Consider the following 19,520-nt stretch of genomic DNA (forward strand, 5'->3'; position numbering starts at 1 on the left):
TTATCCTGCTGCGCCGCTTGTGGACCTTTCAGCTTTTTACAGCTCCTGAAGTTAACCCCGATATAAACCAGCGGCTAAATAGCGCAAATACGATTAATAAAGGAAGTGTTGCGAAGAACGTAGCTGACATAATCATGCCATAGTCAATCGAATCGTTGCGGCTGAACAGCTGCTGCAGCGCAATCTGAATCGTAAAATTCTCATTGTTCTTAAGTACAACCAACGGCCAGAAAAAGTCATTCCACGTATTTAAAAAAGTGAAAATACCAAGTGTCGCCAATGCGGGTACGATGATCGGCAGCACGATCCGCCAATACGTATTGAAATATCCGCTGCCATCGATCCGGCTTGCTTCCAGAAGCTCCGTGTGAATACTCGATATAATATATTGCCGCATCCAGAAAATCCCAAACGCTGAAACCATACTTGGCACAATAATTGCTTTATACGAATCAATCCACGACAGCTTCGCCATCAAAATATAGTTCGGCAGCACACTCAGCTGCTGAGGGACGAGCAGAGTCCCAAGGACGAGCACAAACAGCAGCTTTTTACCGGGAAATTCAAATTTGGCAAATGCAAAGCCCGCCAGTGAACAAAAGAACAGTACAGAAACGGTTGTCGCACCTGATACGATAAACGAGTTCCAGAGTGCCCTGAAAAATATAATCCGCTCCAGTGCATGTGTGAAATTGGCGATAAGCTCCGGTCCGGGTATAATGGCGGGCGGGATTTGGTATACTGCATCTCTCGTCCGGGTTGAGATCACCAGCATCCAATAAAAGGGATAGGCCGAAGCGAACGCTCCTGCAGCCAGCAGGATATAAATAATGATTCGTGAAATGATGTTTTGTTTTTCTCCTACCGGCATTACGCTTCCCCTCCCATTCTTTTGGACAACCAGGTATTCAGCAATGAAAAGATGACGGTGAACATAAATAAGATGACGGCCGTCGCAGCCGCAGTGCCAAAGAACGAATTACGGAATGCTTCCGTATACAAATAAATCACCATCGTAATGCCCTCCGAGCGGGTCGAGCCTGAGCCTCCCTGACTTAAGAACACATAAGGCTCGGTAAATAGCTGAATACTGCCAATCGTTGAAATCAGCACGGTAAATAAAATAAACGGTTTAAGCAGCGGGACTGTGATATGTGTAAACAACTGACGACGGTTGGCTCCATCGATACGTGCAGCTTCGTATAAATCGCCGGGGATGCTTTGCAGGCCCGCTAGAAATATAATCGCGTTATAGCCGGTCCAGCGCCATATAACCATCGTCGCAATCGCCGTCTTGAGCGGCCAGTTCTGAATATTCCATGCATAAGGTCCCATTTCCAGAAAAGAAACCAAATAATTGGCCATGCCTTTATTGGCAAATGCTGCGCTAAAAATCATCGTAACCGCAACAATGGAAGTCACATTTGGTAAAAAATAAATAGCTCTCAGCAGCTTCGTTCCTTTAATAAAAGCGGAATTCAAGGCCACAGCAAGAATGAGTGCCAGAATGAGCTGTGGAATCGTACCCATGCCACCCATAATAAACGTATTGCCGACTGAGGTCCAAAAGGTCGGATCGGTCAAAACAAGCTCAAAATTTTTCAAGCTGACAAACTTCATATCCCCCATACCGTTCCACTTGTACATCGACAAATAAAATGTAAAAAAGATCGGATAAATTCCAAAAATAGCGAACAGCACAAAAAATGGTGATATAAACAGATAAGCCGCCAATCGGCTTCTTCGCCGCTCGGTAAGCCATGGACGCGCAGCATCGACGACGGCGGGTGCGGCAGCATGGATGTTCATTTGATCACTCCTATAGGGGAGCAGATTCACCTGATACGATGAACCCGCACCCTCCAGATATTCGTCCAGCAATTAACTGCGTTTATTCAATTCTTTGATCTTCTTAATCGCACTATCCCACTCGGCTTGCGGATCGCTGCCTTTTTGCTGGACATTGCTCAGACTTTCTTTGAAAATGCTGTCTGTTGCATCATGCAGCTTGCCATAGCGGATCGGTTTGACACTTTTCGTAGCTTTGGCAAATTCAACGGAAATCGCTTGATTGTTGTAGAAGGAATCTGTAAGCTCTTTAAACTTGGCTTCTTCATAAACTGCAGGAATCGATGGCATCAGGCCATTCGAGATATACGATTTAAGCTGTCCTTCCTTACTGTCCATCCATGATATGAATTCATAGGCTTCCTTGGCGTTTTTCGATTCCTTGGGAATACTCAGGAACGAACCGCCCCAGTTGCCAGCGCCTTCAGGCATTTGGGTAATCATCCATTTACCCGTTGCATCCTTGGCATTTCCTTTAATAACGCCACTCATCCATGCCGGAGCCAGCATGACAGCAAATCCGCCATCATTGGTTTCTTTTGCCCATTCCGGTGTCCAGAGCACGTTTTTGCCAACCCAGCCTTCTTTAATCCCTTTTACTGTAAAGTCATAGGCTTTTTTCACTTGCGGGTTTTTATCGCCAATGAATTCATCATTATTGTTATAAAAGATTTCGTTGCCTTGATCCCGCACGCCATTAAACAGCAATCCAGGTATATCTACAAACGTTTTTCCAGTTTTTTGCTTGAACTTGTTTGCAGTTTCAGCGAATTTATCCCAGGTTGCAATTTCTTTGTAAAATTCTTCGGGTTTGCTCGCAATACCCGCCTGCTCCAGCAGGTCGGTGCGATAATAAACGACAGTTGGACCTACGTCCGTTGGCAAGCCAAGCTGGAATTTACCGTCCGTGGAGGAAGCCTGCTTCCATTTCCAATCCAGATAATTTCCTTTCAGGCTGCTTGCGCCAAGATCATTCAAATTATTGAACTTATCCTTCGCCTCCATGAATTTTTCCAGGAAAGCAATTTCGACCATGAAAATATCCGGTGCACCCTTATTCGCAGACAGCGCCGTTAACATATTATTGTGATGAGCCGTTTGGTCGGCTGTGTTTTGAATTTTGATCGTGACATTAGGCTTAACGGCCTTATATTCTTCAGCCAGCTTCTCGTAGCCGTTAGTGCCCAAAGACCAAAATGTAAGCTCCACAGGTTTGTCTGTTTTGGCTTCGGTCTTGGCGTCTGTGGCACCTGTTGATTTGGCTGGCTCGGCGGCAGGCGTAACACCGCTGCTGCAGGCGGCCATCGAAGCGGCAAGCAGCAGCGCTACCCCTGCTGTTGACATTTTTGTAGCTAATTTCATTTGAATATTCCCCTTTCAATCTAGTGATCATCTTGACCTCTTTATCGTAAGGGAAACGCGATTATTTGCCGAGGTGGCAATCCTTCGATCTTAGGTTGAAATTAAGATGATGGAAAATAGGAATTCGGACATCACATTAAAAAGAACCAGCATTCCACCTCAATAAAGGGGAAACACTGGTCCTTGATAGCTTAACGTCAGAAATACATAATCAATTGACTCTGGTTAGCATGATTTTATCATTAGCCAAAGTATAATTACCGCTGCTTGGATCTTTACCTGTAACTTGAAATTTAAACTGCTTGTTTCCTGCAGAGCTGAACGTCACATTGCCTAATCCAACGACCGAATAGCCTGGAACACTTTGATACTGGTCTACAGGATTCCCCTGAACAGCACCATCGATATACAATTGCGCCGTGCCGCGGTCGGGATGCTTTTTAACCCGCGCACTTACTGTGTAGGTTCCGGCTGTTGGAACATTGACCGTGTATTCCACCCAGTCTCCCACTGCGTTAAAGTTGCCGTAGCTTAATGCTCCACCGCTGGCGGCGGAATCGCTGCCAATTGCCGTGGTATCTCCTGCTGATACGGTTGTGGTCAAGCTCTCGAATTCATAATTAAGCGGTTCCTTGGTAAGCGAAATATAGTCGGTTGCCAGGGTATAGCTGGCACTGCTTGCATTCTTGCCTGTGACCTGAAATTTGAATTGCTTGTTTCCTGCTGAGCTGAACGTCACATTGCCGAGATCCACTGCGACATAGCCCTGTGCGCTTTGGTATTCATCGATCGGCGTGCCCTGTGCGGTGCCGTCGATGTACAGCTGTGCCGTACCCCTGTCGGGATGCTTTTTGACCTGCACTCTCACCCTGTATGTTCCCGATGCAGGAACATTCACCGTATACTGTACCCAGCCTCCCACGGCATTGGCATTCGCGTAGCTCAATCCACCGTTGCTGGCGGCTGAATCCGCTCCATAAGTAACCGTTGCACCGGTTGATGCCGTCGTGGTCAAGCTCTCTGCTTCATATTTGACGGCTTCCGGTACCGCTGGCGGAAGGATAACATCAGGTGATTTATAGGTAAGCCTTATCGTATCCGTAGCCAAGATATAAGAGCTGCTGCTGGCATTTTTCCCTGTGATCTGGAATTTGAATAGTTTATTGCCAGCTGTTGTAAAAGCGATATGGCCAAGATCGACCTCGACATAACCTTGAGCACTCTGATACTCGTCAATAGGCGAGCCTTGTGCTGCGCCGTCTATATACAGTTGTGCCGTACCTCTGCTTGGGTGCTTCTTAACCTGAACCTTTACATTGTAGGTGCCCGGGCTTGCCACGTTTGCCGTGTATTGGACCCAGTCGCCCACTCCATTCAGATTCCCGTAGCTGAGCGAGCCATTGCTGGCTGCTGTGTCGGCTCCATTCGCAACGTTCGAACCTGATGATGCCGCTGCTGTCAGACTCTCTGCTTCAAGCAAAATGCCGGAACCGAGCGTAACGCTGCCTGTACCGCCTGTGCCAATGACGACGTCGCTGGTAATGGATTTATTGGCGGTCCGGTCAAATACAACCACCTTACCCGTGGTTCCTGCAGTTCCGGTAACATTGACCGTCAGGCTCGATGTGCCGGAAGTTTGCGTGAAGGATGCAATCTTCTCATCTGCATATAGCACCTGCATGGCTGCCGCATTATCCTCCTGAATCCAGAACGCCTTACTCTTGGATGTGTTATCGGCCAGGTTCACAGGAAGTCCTGGCGATTTCAGCTGGCTGCCTGTGAATTTGCCTTTATAGCTGTAGGAGCTGACACCGCTATCGTTCATCGTAATATCCTCAACCAGGTAAGTTTTGCTGCTGTCGAGCCACCTGAGATTGAGGGTCAGATCGTCTGGAACAGCCGTTACATTCGCAGCTGTGGCAATGACCAGCGCCTTACTTTTATCTTCAGACGCATACATCCATGCGTAGGAGCCTGACGTATCAAAATCCGGACCGGCATAAAGCGGCCTTGTCGTTTGCTCCGTTAATGCCTTGATTCTCGGACTCTTCCGCCAGTTGTTGAATTTTTTCAGAGAATCCATACCTGCATTCGTCCAACCGGAAGGGTCTGTATTGAATTTGATCACTCTTGCCAGCATATAGGAATAGTAGTCCTCGACTTTGCCTGACGGGTTACCGCCGTAATAAACGGAATTCATAGGCAAATAGCCAAAGCTGTCCATGCCGATTTTCATGCTGGTGCCCACTCCGCCGTTAGCGGACAGAAATCCGTTATCGGAGATATGCAGCAGTCCGTTGTTTCTGTCACCCTGAGTAGGATATATATCCACTTCGCTGGTCAGCTTGCCAATGAAGTCCGGGTGTCGTGACGTCAGATCGTTCATATAGTTTTTCACCAATACGTTTTTTCGATAAACGCTGTCGCTTGGATGCGAGGTTGAGGTCGCCGCCGTATTGGGCCAAAATTCGGTCAAATCAATCATTTGATGCGATAAATGATATTGAGGAATCATCGTATCCTCAACCTGACTTCTTTTGAACTCAATGTTGGCAGGGTCAGCCAAATCCCTTCCTGCATTATGGTTGTCGCCTGTCATGCTGAACCATAATCCGAAGCGCAGGCCTTGTCCTACAATATAATCGGTCAGGGATGCCATATTGCTTGTAAAGCTGGTCTTCGCTGTCGTGGTATCTCGGGTCGTATTCCATAAATCGTCGATCATCACCATATCCAGACCTGCCTGTACAGCCTTCGGCACGACTGTATTTCTGAAAAATGCATCCGTGCGTTTCCCTATATAGTCCCAGTCGTTGGTAAGAAACAGGGAAGTCACGTCATGATATTTGAAGCGCTTTCTAAAATGCTCCTCGACTGCCATTTTTCCATCAAGGATATCCCCCTTGAATACCGTCATATTCACTGAAATATACTCGAATTCCTCATTAGGAAACAACACCAATTGCAGTGCATCGGTATTGGTGGATAGTTTGACATTCGTGATCCCGCTCCAGGCATTAATGCTGGCAAAGGGCGGCAGCATGCCAGAGGTTCCCTCGGTCTTCCAGTTCATTTCCGGCTGCAGGCCCCAGCCATCACCCGTATTATAGACTGTTATCGCATTTTTCCCTGCATTCGGAGCCAGCGAGCCCGATGTACTGTACCAGGCCATATTCGGTACATAATACAGCGTGTGTGCATCATTGGGCAGGTTCAGCGAGATGATGTCCGAGTTCGTAATCGTCTTCTGGGCAGCCGCATTATTTTTAATGGAGTTGCTGTACTTCAATCCGGATTTCCCGTTATAAATTTCAAATTTCAGATTAATGGTTACATTTTCTGGGGAAGTTCGGGTCACCGGGATAGTAAGCTGCTTACCCCAATTGGTGCCGAATTTGGTAATGTCGGTAATCGTGGCAGTACCCAGCGTCCATCCGCCATCATTGGCATAGAGGTCGCTTCCACCATAGTTATAGTAAAACAAATATTGGCTTCCACTCCCGGTGAGATACTCCTTTCCGGCCTCTTTGTTGTAATAGCTTGTCAGTTGAATACTTCCACTTGCAAAGGACACAACTGACTTCATCACATCATTTTCCAGTGTCCACACATCACCACTTCTGACTACGCTCGAATTAGCGGCATACGCTGTCTGAATGCCACTTGTTGGAACAAACGGAATGCTTGAAAACAGCATACCGAGCACGAGGACGAAACACACGACCCCCCGAGCCATACTTCGGGCTTTACCTTTACCCATTATTCATCACCATCCTTAAAATATGTATGTAAAAAGGTGATATTCGGAAAATTCCCATATCACCTCTACACCCTTCACTTATCCGTTTTTATTTACCTGCCTTATTCATGTAGTCTACATATTCCTTTTCGGCATCGGCTGTAGCCGGATTCCATTCCTTCTCCAGGAAGTCCTTGAACTGCTGCAGGGTAATACTGCCGAGAATATACTTCAATTCCTGGTCGTCCTTTTTCTTGACCATATCGGGAATCGTGCTGTTCAGATTCAGAATTTTGGGCGACCTGACAGCAGGAACATTGATAACGTTCATCTGCTTTAATGCACCATCCAGCTGTGACTTGTAAGCGTTAAGTCTATCCAGGGTATCTGCTCCTTCAATGATGGCAGCGTTTCCATCTATCGCGTTAGCAAGCGTCATGTACGTGCTTGTCACGGATGCAAGCTTGGTAGCCTGATCGGGAGTCCGGGTTATATTCTTCGTAGCCGGATCATAATTGTCGTAGGTCACGCCCTTAATACCAAGCTGGAACAAGGTATTCGCTTCCGTTGTATTGCCCCAATCCAGAAATTTCAGCACACTGTCGATATTTTTGGAATTTTTGGCTATCATCCAGCCGCCCCACGTTGCAGGTGTGACCCAATCGGATGCAACGCCCTTGCTATTTTTTAACACAGCCTGATAGGTGTACTTTTTATCCGATTCCTTATCCTTTGCCAGATTGGCCATAACCGCATATTGATGTGCGTAGATGATACCGACCCGGTTCTGGTTCATTTTTTCCTGATCTACATAGATCTTGTTAATCAGAAACTCGGGATCAATCAGCTTCTCATCATTTAACTGCTTCAGATAGGTCAAGTAAGGAATATAGCCCGACATTTTTTCTCTTATTTTATACGTTCCGTCTGTATCCTTGGCTCCATTCACGATAGGAAGATCAAATGCGGAGGCAAGAAAATTGGAGGCATTCCAGATTGTATTGGCGCCCAGCGTCGGATTGGAAAAGCTTAGGCAATACGTATCCGGCTTTCCGTTTCCGTCAGGATCGTTATGGGTAAAGGCTTTGCATACATTCGTGAACTCGTCCAGAGTCGTAGGCGCTTTGAGATTAAGCTTATTCAGCCATTGCTGATTGATCATATAGCCCCAGTGGTTGACTACATTCGTTCTTGGAATGATATAGGTCTTTCCATCATTAACAGATTTGACCCCATCCCACATTTCTTTCGTAATATTTTTTGTCAGATTCGGATAATTTTTAATTTTGTCGTCCAACGAGGCAATCAGATCATTCTGCGCCCACTTTTCCATATTGGCATCTGCGCCACCCCAATTGTAGATGAGGTCTGGCAGGTCTCCTGACGCCATAAGCACCTGGAGCTTATCCACATAGTTATTGATGGGAGGAGCTTCAACCGATAGCTTGACATTGGCCAGCTTTTCAACCTCCGCTATAACCGGATTATTTTCTACAACGACCGCTGCATTCACTCTGTTAAACATCTTGATTGTGGCAGGTGCTGCTTTGGCTGGGGCTGGCGCCGTAGTACCGGGTGTTGGCTTGGTGGTGGCTGCTTCTTTGTTGTCAGTATTCGGACTGCATCCCACCACGATGGAGGAAAGCAGCGCAATGCTCACTGAGGAACTAACCAGCGTTTTGACGGACCCTTTCAATATAAACATCTCCTTTTTAATTACCATTTATTAAAACTGCAAACAACTGCAGATTTTAATCGTTCGGATGAAGCATAAGAAGCCCTTTTATCCCTTGATTGAGCCTACCAGCACACCCTTCATAAAATACTTTTGCAGGAAGGGATAAACGAGCAGAATAGGTAATGTTGCAAAAATGATGATCGCCATTTTAATCGTAAACACGGTGACCCCCGTATTGTTCATGTCCATCGCATCCTTGGTAATGCCTCCATCGTCAACAACCATTTCGCGTAAGATCAGCATAAGCGGCCAGAGGCTTCTTCTCGACGTGTAGATAATGGCCGAAAAGAACGTATTCCATTGGGTTACCGCATGAAAAATGACAAAGGTGGCTATCGCCGGCTTACACAGGGGAACGATGATCCGAAACAGCACCTTAATTTCATTGGCCCCATCGATAAAAGCCGATTCTTCCAGACTTTCGGGTATCGCACTGACAAAGTTTTTCATCAGAATCAGGTTATAGGCGCCAAGAGCACCAGGTAAAATCATCGCCCACAGTGTGTTATAAATATCCAGGGCTTTAATGAGATAAAAATTCGGTATTAAACCCCCATTAAAAAACATCGTGAACGTGATTAACACCATAATCACATTTCTGCCCTTTAAATCCTTCTTGGAGAGCGGATAAGCCGAAATGATCAGCAAAAAGATGTTGATTGCGACTCCCACAACCGTGATGATGATCGTATTTTTGTATCCGGTCCACATCAACGGCATCTGAAGAATCTGCTTATAGGCGGACAGCTCGATATGACTCGGGATGAGCTTTAATGGATTTTGCAAATATTCCGAATAAGGGGTCACAGAAAAGGATGCCACATAAAAAAACGGGAATAAACAAGCTAATGCGAACAAGGTGACGACTGTATAATTAAAAACGTCAAACAATTTATCTCCGAATGATCTAATACTCAAGCTCTGCTGCCTCCTTTTACCATATCCCGTCCTCTTTCAGCCATTTGGCAATCTGGTTGCTTGCCAGCAGGAAAATCAATCCGATCACTGAGGTGAACAGCCCAACCGTAGTTCCGAAGGAAAACCGGCCACCAATTAAACCGACCCGGTATACGTAGGTTTCAAACACCTCGGAAACACCCAGATTCAAAGGATTCTGGAGCACAAAAATTTGTTCAAAGCCGTTGCCCATAATTTGACCGAGCCGCAAAATAAGTAAAATCACGATCGTTGATTTAATACCAGGCATCGTCACATACCGCATTTTCTGCAATCGGTTGGCACCGTCGATACTGGCAGCCTCGTATAATTCGGTATTGATGCTAACCATGGCGGCCAGGTAAAGAATGCTTTCCCAACCGGACTCCTTCCAAATACTGCTAATAATGACCAAGGGTCGGAAATAATCATTGTCCGCAAGAAAGAAAATAGGTTCCATCCCGATCTGTTTGAGGAAAATATTTACAATTCCCCAGGAGGGTGACAGGAAGTTGACCAGAATACCTCCGATGACAACCCAGGATATAAAGTGAGGCAGGTAAATAATGGTCTGCGTTACCCTTTGGTACGTGCGATTTCGCATCTCATTTAAAAGCAGGGCCAGCAGGATCGGAAAAGGAAATCCGAAAACCAGCCTAAGCATGCTGAGGTAAAGTGAGTTCCAGAACACCGTGTAGAAATCACTTAACCCAAACATGTATCTGAAATTGTCGAAACCGATCCAGGGACTCCCTACAATACCTTTGGCAAAATTGAAATCCTTAAAAGCTATGATGACGCCATACATCGGAAAATAATTAAATATTAGAAAATAAATCACACATGGGATTAACAAAATGTACAAATATTTTTTCCTGTTCAAATAACGCAAGGCATCCTTTGTAGTTTTGGCCCGTACGGTCCCCATCCGTTTATTCACCACCTGATTATCAAATTCTGACTCTTATTTGGTTTGAAGCGCACGCTGCTCTTTGAAAATATCGTAAATATCGTTAGTCCAAATCGTTTTGTCCTTATCGTTGGCATAGAAGCTCCTGTACCAATCGTCAACCTGCTTGCCTCCGGCTTTTTGCCATGCTGCGATTGCATCCTGTTTGGCCATCTCCGGGCTATAGCCAGGCGTCAATATCGACTTTATCCAGATATCGCCCTCGCCGACACCGACCTGCTTCGTCGTGTTGGTCAGAATCTGCTGCAGTTCCTTTGGCAGCTGAGGCATCTGTTCAGAATGAGTCGGTCCCGCTACCGGTAGATCAAAGCGAATAAAGGACGAATTCGCTTCAAACATCTTTTTCACCTGATTTTGAAGAACATCCCGGGCATCGAGCTTTTCCGTACCAAAATAACATTTGCCCGCTAATGTCGGGGAAGCCAGCATAGCAAAATCGCCTGCACCGAAATTAAATTCAGTTTTCCATTTATCCAGATTGATCACCTGCGGGCATGTACCCGGCTCCGACTTGCTGTGCACGCCTTCAAAGCCGTAATACATCGTTTTCATAAAAGTATCGGATGCGGCAAAATCAACGTATTTCATCACCGCTTCCGGATCTTTGACTTGAGCGTTGACAACAGCCGTCATCTGGATCGGATTGACAAAAATCGGGTTAAATTGCCCTACCGGAGTTACCGGATACGGAATGACTGTAACTTCGGCACTCGGAACATTTTTTTTCAATTTCACATAATAATCGTTATAAAAAACAATCGGAACGTTAAACTGCTCCATATATATCCCGATTTTACCGTTCAGGAAATCCTGCTTCGCTTTTGAGCCATTCTTGTCGTTCAAGTAGTCCTTATCAACCAGACCTTCACTGTAGAGTCTTTTTTTAAACGCCGTAACCGCCTTAATGTGATCCCAGCCATGAATAAGCTCGTTGTTTTGCACAATGAAGCCCGGGTAGGTGACGCCAAACATTTCATCCAGAATAGCTCCGGAGCTATAGGACATCGCGATACCGTAAGTGTCCTTCCTCCCGTTTCCGTCCGGGTCCTGCTCCGCGAAAGCTTTGGCTACCTGATACAGCTCCTCAGTCGTTTTCGGGATGTTCAGGTTCAGCTTTTGCAGCCAATCGGTACGGATAAACAAGCCGCGCTGCGGAATCGTTTCATTGATACGCCCGAACTGATACAGCTTGCCATCAGTTCCTGTTCCCGCTTTCCTGAGTGATGGATATTTCTGCAAAAGCGCTTTATATTCCGTACTATACTTGTCGATCATGTCGTCAATCGGACGAAGCTGCTTTTGGTCGATCAGCGGATTTTTGATCTGCGGCGCATATTCCAGAATCAGGTCTGGTGCTCCTCCGCCTGCGAATAACGTGCTCAGCTTTTGCTCCGATTGTGTCCGGGGTACAGCTATGAACTTGACTTGTACCGGTCCTGTTTCGTTAATCCATTGGGTGATTTTATTGTTTTCAATCGTGCCTTCACTGGATGGAATATTGCCACGGTCATAGATGGTTGCCGTAATCATCCTCCGCTGATCGGACTTAGACACACTACTATCACCATTCCCGTCGATCACGGTCGTACAGCCTGTTATCACGAAGATCCAAGCTGCGGAAGCCAGCATCGGAAGGACTACTCTTGCTATTGGATTAGACATTGTGGTTCCCCCTGTTCATTTACAATGTCTATCATACCATCTTCATCTCACCGCACCTTCCATATCTTGTTGTTTGTCTATATAGCTAATTGTAGGGAAATAGGGAGAGAGCAACATCTACGATTTATGGGGAAAAAGATAAAATTTTTAGATCAAATGGAAATCGATAAATGAACGAACCACCGCAAAAATGCCAATACCAGATTGGGCAGCCATAACTTCCTGCTCAGCCCATTTTCGTGTCCATCATTGACATTAAGCTTTTCTATGTGTTACTGTGTTAATTAAATAATACAGTAATACAGATTGTGGTCGATGGAGGAAGCGATGGAATTTAATCAGAAAGAACCGATTTACTCCCAAATTATCGACGAATTTCGCATGAAATTCATCCAAGGCACCTATACACTGGGGCAAGAAATCCCTTCGCGGCGTGAGCTTGCCAAAACGTTGGGAGTCAATCCCAATACCATTCAACGGGCATACAGGGAAATGGAGGACATGAATTTGATTATTACCGTCAGGGGTCAGGGAAGCTTTATGACAAGCGATCGGGATATGCTGGAGTCGATTCGGAAAGAGGCGTTGAACGAGACAGTCGGGCAAAGCGTAGAATTGCTGCGGTCTTTCGGTAAATCCGACCAAGACATTTTGGACACGGTGAAAAAGTATTTGGAAAGGGGAAAAACGCCATGATCAATGTGGAGCATGCCATAAAAACGTTTAGCCGTAAAAAGGCGTTGGACGATATTACGTTTACTGCGGATGAGGGACAAATTATCGGAGTGTTGGGAACGAACGGCGCAGGGAAGTCGACGGTCCTTAAGGCGATAGCAGGTCTTTTACGATTGGATGGCGGCCAAATCATGATTGACGGGAAATCGCCATGCCTATCGACCAGGGGGATGATGACCTTCCTTCCTGATGTGAACGTTTGGTACCCTTGGATGAAACTATCCGACAGCATGAGGTATATGAAAGACATGTACTGGGACTGGGACGATAATAAAGCACGGCATTTGCTCGATTTTTTCGAATTATCGGCAGATTCGTTGATTCATCATGCATCAAAAGGAACGCGGGCCAAGATGAAATTACTGCTCGCTCTAAGCCGGCAGGCAAAGTATATGCTGCTGGACGAACCTTTTTCCGGCATAGATCCTTTCGCAAGACAGCAGATTGCCCAAGCGATCGTAGAAGATTTCATGGAAGAAGGGCAGACGATCCTCGTTACGACGCATGAAATATCGGAGATCGAAGTGATGCTGGATGAGATACGTTTTATTCACGAGGGTAAGCTTCTGCTGGCTGGTAATGTCGAGATGCTAAAACTGGAACGAAACCAATCGTTGATGGAAATGTTGAAAGAGGTGTATGATCATGCACGCGTTTAGGCGATTATTCTTGACCGATCTGCGAAATCGAAGGAATACGCTGCTCGCTACGTTGGCAACAACCGTTCTTTTGAATGCGGCGGTTTCCATCCTCATCTTTTATTTGCACCTGCCTCAGGAAGGACTTGGTCTGATTACGATGCTTGATGTCATAATTTTTGCCGGCCTGCTGTTGATGACGTTTCTTCACTGCTTCTCTACATGGCAAGAGGAGTGGAAGCAACAAGCGATTACCCATTTGTTATCCCTTCCGGTACCCAGAACTTATATGCTGATGTCCAAATATATTGTGATTTTATTGGAGGCACTGCTGATAACGGTGGTTATGATTGTGGGTATGTGGGTACAACTGGGGATGAGCAACGGACAATTGTTTCGAGTCGAACCTTTGCTTTTATTCGATTGGTCGAAAGTTTTGCTCATCGTGAAATGGATTTTCTCTGCGACTGGGCTTATATTTCTATGTTTTACGAGCATATTTCTTGGAAAATGCAGCCGTAGTCATTCTATCCTGATCACTTTTTCAAGCTTTACTGCGGGACTGCTCGTTTGGATCGTAGCCTTTGCCAATTTCCCGTCCTTTCTCACATTGCTCATCTTTTGTCTGGCATATTTTTCAGCAAGCTGCTATTTGCTGGATAAGAAAGTAGGAATCGAATGAAACAGCCGTCGATTTTCGGACAGTTTATACGCCATTCGGGTCAGGTAGGCAGTTTGGTTCCCAGCTCGGTTTTTTTAACCCGCAAAATGCTTCCGCCCTCCTTGCCATGGCACAAGATGGCCCAAATCGCGGAGTTGGGCCCCGGCACCGGTGTATTTACCCGGTATATCAAACGACATATGGATCCTCGAAGCCGGTTATTTTTGTTCGAACAAAATGATTCTTTTCGTGAAAATTTGAATATTCAATTCCCTGATCTCCCCATTCTGAACGATGCATTGAGATTGGGGGAAATCGTTAATGAAACTGGCAGACCGTTCGACTTGATCGTTTCGGGTCTTCCTTTTGCTAATTTTTCTTCCGAACTGAAAGAAAGACTATTTCTATCCATTGAGAACGCATTGGCAAGCAATGGAACGTTTATTGCGTTCCAATATACACTGCTGCTCAAAAAAGACTTTCAGACTCACTTCCCATCTATCGAAACGGGGCATACATGGATGAACGTACCGCCAGCTTGGGTGTTTAAATGCAAAAAAGTGAGGGGAAAGTATGACCCAGTCTAAGCCTGCTGGATGCCGCACAATCAGCTCTGATAAAGCTTGCGGTAATCTTTAGGGGATAGACCCGTGGATTGCTTGAACAGCTTGGCAAAATAATTCGGTAAATCGTAGCCGATTGTGCCGGACACCTCGGTAATTTTCATATCCGTATTGCACAGCAGCTGCTTGGCTTTTTCCATGCGCAGCTCGATTAAATAATCGATAAAGCTGCGTCCGGTTTCTTTCTTGAATAAATGGCTGAAATAGGCTGCATTCAAATGCACCTGCGAGGCTACCTGCTGTAACGGCAGCGGCTCAGAGTAATGCTCCTCCATGTAGCGTGCAGCCTTTAAAATCGCATTCTCGCTGTATTTCTCCTGCCATCTCGTGAAGTTATGGAAAAAACGCTCTGTTTCCGTTTGCATCCAGCTATAGATCTCGTCCTTGCTGCTGCATTCATGCAGCTTGCTGATTCGATCCGTCAAGATTTGAGGCTCATATATCTGCTCAAACTGCTTACGAGCCGTATCCTGAAGCGCAAAGCTCAGCGATAATGCCTCCATTTTCCCGTTTTCCAGAGACATTCCGCTAGCTACTTTCATGAAATGCTCCAGATACTGCTTCAAAGCTTCCATCTGTCCAGATACGATAAAAGCGACCGTCTGCGCACTGATCAGCTGCTGACGCGCCCGATTCATCGGCAGCGTGCCCTCCGTGTCCGTCCCTTTATCCGTATGCTCGGCTATTCTTGCTCCTTCCATACCGGCTTCATAGAGATCGGCGAGCTGCGTCAGGCTGTGGGCCAGGCCGGCATGATGCGTTGAAACCGATAAGCCCAGCAGACGAGGGATCGTTTCACATACCGCAACACAAAGAGCCTGTACCTCGGCAGCATCATCCATGAGCAGAGCATAGCGGCCGTATTCAATAAGCAGCAGCTTGCCTGCTATCCCGTGTGTGTCCAGCAATTCACTGATAATGTTTAAAACAGCAAACTGCAGTAACGGAACATCTCTACGCGTATATTGCTTGTGAGCAGGATAATAATCAGTAATTCGGAACAAGATCAGCTTGCACCCATGCAGTCCTTGCTCCAGTTCTGCTACTGCCTCCGTATGATAAGGAAACCTCAGAAAAATCGCCCTTAATGTATTTTCCAGCAGCAGCTGATGCTCGGTTTCCTCCTTTCTGAGCCTTGCCTGTTTGTCCAGTACAAGGTCATTCACTTTATCCAGCGCGTCATATACATCCTGTTTACTGCAGGGCTTGATAAGCAAATCGAGTGCACCGAAGCGAAGTGCAGTCTGGGCATATTGGAAGTCCTGAAAACCCGTTATAACGATAAACTCAATATCCGGGAACCTGCTTTTTACACGCTTCAACAGCTCAAGGCCATTCAATAACGGCATTCGAATATCCGTGATAACGAGGTCAGGCAGCAGCTCCGCTATCAAGCTCTCCGCCTCTTGTCCATTCTCCGCTTCCCCACATACGCTCCAGTTGGTCGTGGAACCGGTGATCATTTTCGCAAGACCTTTCCTGAATAAAGGTTCATCCTCAACCAGAAGCAGCCGATTCATCTGCTGCACCTCCTTTCATAGGCTGGTAAGCTTCACACGGCAAAATTAAACGCATCATCGTTCCCTGCTGCAGCCGCTGGATATCCAGCCTGTATGGCTCGCCATGCACCAGGTAAATACGTCGTGTAACGTTGCGAACGCCGAGGCTCTCCCGTTCTCCATGCTGATCGTGGACGGAGCGATCCTTCATAATGTGATGGATTGTATCTGCATCCATCCCGCACCCGTTATCCTCGATTTCAATATGCATTTCCGTATGCTGTCGAAAAGCGCGAATGGATAGGCGCTTATTAGCCGTCTGATCACGAAACGCATGAACAAATACGTTCTCAACGAGAGGCTGCAGCAGCAGCCTTTGCATACTACAGCCGCTCAGCTCCTCTTCAGCTTCAATACTGACATGCAGATCTTCCCCATGCCGTGCCTCCTGTATCGTAATATAATTACGGATTTGCGCCAGCTCATCCTGTAAGGTGCTTGGGGTCGACACAGATGCCAGGGAATATCGGAGCAGCTCCGACAAGCTGGTTACGAGAGAAGCCGTTTCCTCATCCTCGTAAAGCAGCATGATTTTCCAATAAATAGAGTTAAGCGCATTATGCAAGAAGTGGGGATTCAGCTGCGCCTGAAGCGCCTTTAATTCAGCCTCCTTCTCACTCAGCTTGCTTACATACACCTCCTGAATCAAGGATTGAATATCGGCTGCCATCGTATTAAAGCTCTCCGCGAGAAAAGCAAATTCATCATTCGACGTTTTGGCAATTTTCACACGCAAATTACCTTTTCGCAGCTGCTGCATAGCCGCTACCAATCCTTGGAGCGGCTGAAGCAGTCTGCCGCTGAAGAAGGAAACACAAACCGCCATGAGCATCACACTGACCAGGCCGGAAATTAAAGCTACCTGATAAACACGCCGTCCTTTTGCCTCGATATCCACCAGGGAAATGCCGCTTACCAGAGTGAACGATCGCGGCTCAAAGACACTTTTGACAAATAAATAATCATTGCCGTCCTCCGTACGCTGGGTAAAAATCCCCTCCTTCTTTTCCCAATCCGGTACGAATCCAGTACTGCCTTCTGGCTCCCGGCTAAAAAGGATGCGGTTATACTGGTCGTAGAGATAGGCCCCTGTAGTTCGACCTGCCATCAATGTTTCGAGAGGGGTGGCCAGAAACGATTCGTCAATGATCATAATAATCATGCCATATACCGTTTGCTGTTTGGTTGATTTCAGCAGCCTCGCGGCCACAAGATGGCTCTTCTCACCGGACGGATCCGAAGAATCCTGAATAAGCATCCGCTGCCACACCAGCTCAGCGGACTCGCTTTTCAAACCGCTTTTGACCCTATTATAAAATTCGGGAAATTCAATCTGCAGCGAAGGACTCATATGACTGAAGTAGCTGTTAGTACCCTGCAAGTCAACGATATACAAGGCGCGAATTTGCGGTGTTTCATTTTTTACAGGAAGCAATATATCTGCCAGATCCCTCTCCAGTATAAAACTGCGATACTCCGTGCTTTCTCCTTCCGCAGGCTCGGCATGCATGTTTTGGACGATTTGCTCTACAAGCGGATGGAAAAAAATAAAGTCAGTGATCCGGTACATATCCTGAATTTTGAAGCCAATCTGCTCAATCGTTTGTTCGCTCGTATTGAGATACTGCTTGCTGATTTCGCTCTCAAACAGGTTCAAATAAATCCTGTAGGAAACATAGCCGGTAACCATGGAACACACAATAATGATCACGGAAAGAATCAATATTAATTTCACTTTAAAATGTTGATTGATGTATTGGAGAACATGTCTATGCTTCATCGCGATGAACTCCCTCTGCAATCAAAGCTGCTACTACTATAAGTAAATACAAATAAAGTAGAGAAGCTGCTGTTACACAGAGCCTCCCTACACCATAAGCACAGTACGTAAACAATGAAAGCCTATAGTTACTTGTTAAGGCACAGTTGAATTAAATCATCAACATGGGCAGTCGCCAAGCATTCCACCGTATCTGCCGCCCCATAATAGATTTTCACCTCACCATCGTCCTCCAATATCATTCCCCCGGGGAAAATGACATCGTTACGGAAGCCGCCATCCGTTTCGTAGCTCACTTCCGGAGCCAGCAAGGGCTCTTGACACATACCGATGATCTTGTACGGATTGTCCAAATCCAACAGCATGATCCCGGCTGAATAACGCTTCTTCCAATACGACTCCCATCCGTTTCGACCACGGGAAGGATCTATATCTACCGCATGAAACAGAGTCAGCCAACCCTTGGAGGTTTTTATTGGAGGCGCTGCCGGTCCAAGCTTATCATTGGCGTACGGTACCTGCTCCAAACCCAACAGCAATTCCGTATTCCCCCAATATTTCAAATCAGGAGAATCAGAAATCCAAATATCAAAGCTGTCTTTGCCCCCTTTACCGTAGACGGGAAATGGCCGCTCCAACCGAATATATTTACCTCCGATTCGTTCAGGGAATAACACCATGTTGCGATTATCCGGTGCAGACATGCTTAGAACCTCGAAGCTTGAGAAATCGTCCGTAACGGCTACACCACCACGTACGCCATGCTTGGTATCAACAGCAAAACAAACATAACAGCGTCCATCAATGACGGTCAGCCGCGGGTCGTAGGTGCGAATAATCTCCTCGCTCTCCATGCCAAAGCAGGGCTTATCCTGCACATTCCAATGAATGCCATCCTGACTGTACGCAAGCCCCAAATTCGTCGTATGAATAGGCAGCAGCGTTTCATTCTCGACGTCGCCATAATCGTTGCGGAACATCATGACATACTGTCCTTCATATTTAGTAACACCCGCATTAAAAACAAGTGCGGGCTTATAAGGCACATCGCTTGCAGTCAGAACCGGATTATTCGGGTGACGCGTAATTATTGGACTGGATTTAAGAATTCCACTTATTGACATCGAAGTTTTCCTCCATAATATACAATATTTCCAACCTTTTCGCTCCATTTTTTAATCACTCAGCAGCGAGCGGCTCGAATCCTCATACAGCCAGTGTAAACCATCCGCACTTATCCAACATCTATAAATCATTGAAAAACAGATA

15 protein-coding genes are annotated in these 19,520 nt (G+C 46.3%); 4 read left to right on the forward strand and 11 right to left on the reverse strand.

The annotated features are described in order from the left end of the window. Window positions 1–28 precede the first annotated feature (28 nt). From NST47_RS27190 to NST47_RS27225, 8 genes are all read right to left on the reverse strand, one after another. Window positions 29–871 (reverse strand): carbohydrate ABC transporter permease, encoded by an 843-nt coding sequence (locus NST47_RS27190; protein ID WP_341157919.1) that lies wholly within the window; start codon window positions 869–871, stop codon window positions 29–31. Continuing rightward, a complete protein-coding gene (locus NST47_RS27195; RefSeq protein ID WP_341157920.1) occupies window positions 871–1,809 on the reverse strand; it encodes a carbohydrate ABC transporter permease in 939 nt (312 codons plus the stop codon). The genes NST47_RS27190 and NST47_RS27195 overlap by 1 nt, the downstream gene beginning before the upstream one ends. A gap of 72 nt (window positions 1,810–1,881) precedes the next feature. Then, on the reverse strand, window positions 1,882–3,210 hold the full coding sequence (locus NST47_RS27200) for an ABC transporter substrate-binding protein (RefSeq protein WP_341157921.1): 1,329 nt from the start codon (window positions 3,208–3,210) through the stop codon (window positions 1,882–1,884). Between the two features lie 211 nt (window positions 3,211–3,421). Next, window positions 3,422–6,970, reverse strand: coding sequence for a carbohydrate-binding protein (locus NST47_RS27205; RefSeq protein ID WP_341157922.1), 3,549 nt, complete (start codon window positions 6,968–6,970; stop codon window positions 3,422–3,424). 88 nt (window positions 6,971–7,058) lie between these two features. Then, a complete protein-coding gene (locus NST47_RS27210; protein WP_341157923.1) occupies window positions 7,059–8,645 on the reverse strand; it encodes an extracellular solute-binding protein in 1,587 nt (528 codons plus the stop codon). 87 nt (window positions 8,646–8,732) lie between these two features. Then, window positions 8,733–9,605 carry a carbohydrate ABC transporter permease gene (locus NST47_RS27215; RefSeq protein WP_341157924.1) on the reverse strand — a complete coding sequence of 291 codons (873 nt, stop codon included), beginning with the start codon at window positions 9,603–9,605 and terminating at the stop codon, window positions 8,733–8,735. A 16-nt stretch (window positions 9,606–9,621) separates the two neighbouring features. After that, window positions 9,622–10,551, reverse strand: a complete 930-nt coding sequence (locus tag NST47_RS27220) for an ABC transporter permease (RefSeq protein ID WP_341157925.1) — start codon at window positions 10,549–10,551, stop codon at window positions 9,622–9,624. A 36-nt stretch (window positions 10,552–10,587) separates the two neighbouring features. After that, the gene (locus tag NST47_RS27225; RefSeq protein ID WP_341157926.1) at window positions 10,588–12,255 is read right to left on the reverse strand and encodes an extracellular solute-binding protein; all 1,668 of its coding nucleotides are present in this window, start codon (window positions 12,253–12,255) and stop codon (window positions 10,588–10,590) included. Window positions 12,256–12,582: 327 nt separating this feature from the next. Between NST47_RS27225 and NST47_RS27230 the strand changes: the two genes are divergently transcribed. Genes NST47_RS27230 through NST47_RS27245 form a run of 4 tightly spaced genes read left to right on the forward strand, consistent with a single transcriptional unit; the run spans window position 12,583 to window position 14,876 of the window. After that, window positions 12,583–12,951 (forward strand): GntR family transcriptional regulator, encoded by a 369-nt coding sequence (locus NST47_RS27230; RefSeq protein WP_076229122.1) that lies wholly within the window; start codon window positions 12,583–12,585, stop codon window positions 12,949–12,951. Continuing rightward, window positions 12,948–13,649 carry an ABC transporter ATP-binding protein gene (locus tag NST47_RS27235; RefSeq protein WP_341157927.1) on the forward strand — a complete coding sequence of 234 codons (702 nt, stop codon included), beginning with the start codon at window positions 12,948–12,950 and terminating at the stop codon, window positions 13,647–13,649. Before NST47_RS27230 ends, NST47_RS27235 begins: the two co-directional genes overlap by 4 nt. Further along, window positions 13,636–14,310 carry an ABC-2 transporter permease gene (locus NST47_RS27240; protein WP_341157928.1) on the forward strand — a complete coding sequence of 225 codons (675 nt, stop codon included), beginning with the start codon at window positions 13,636–13,638 and terminating at the stop codon, window positions 14,308–14,310. Before NST47_RS27235 ends, NST47_RS27240 begins: the two co-directional genes overlap by 14 nt. Beyond that, complete coding sequence (locus NST47_RS27245; protein WP_341157929.1) at window positions 14,307–14,876, forward strand: class I SAM-dependent methyltransferase; 570 nt, start codon at window positions 14,307–14,309, stop codon at window positions 14,874–14,876. Before NST47_RS27240 ends, NST47_RS27245 begins: the two co-directional genes overlap by 4 nt. 20 nt (window positions 14,877–14,896) lie before the next feature. Here the strand turns inward: NST47_RS27245 and NST47_RS27250 are convergent, their stop codons facing one another. The 3 genes from NST47_RS27250 to NST47_RS27260 all read right to left on the reverse strand — a co-directional run bounded on the left by NST47_RS27250 (window position 14,897) and on the right by NST47_RS27260 (window position 19,375). After that, entirely contained in the window at window positions 14,897–16,432 is a 1,536-nt protein-coding gene (locus tag NST47_RS27250) for a response regulator (protein WP_341157930.1), read from the reverse strand. Further along, window positions 16,410–18,251 (reverse strand): sensor histidine kinase, encoded by a 1,842-nt coding sequence (locus NST47_RS27255; RefSeq protein ID WP_341157931.1) that lies wholly within the window; start codon window positions 18,249–18,251, stop codon window positions 16,410–16,412. The genes NST47_RS27250 and NST47_RS27255 overlap by 23 nt, the downstream gene beginning before the upstream one ends. A 128-nt stretch (window positions 18,252–18,379) precedes the next feature. Beyond that, window positions 18,380–19,375, reverse strand: a complete 996-nt coding sequence (locus tag NST47_RS27260; protein ID WP_341157932.1) for a glycoside hydrolase family 130 protein — start codon at window positions 19,373–19,375, stop codon at window positions 18,380–18,382. Window positions 19,376–19,520: the final 145 nt, after the last annotated feature.

Origin of the sequence: Paenibacillus sp. FSL H8-0034 (assembly GCF_038000305.1) — a bacterium.
In the GTDB taxonomy this organism is placed as follows: domain Bacteria; phylum Bacillota; class Bacilli; order Paenibacillales; family NBRC-103111; genus Paenibacillus_S.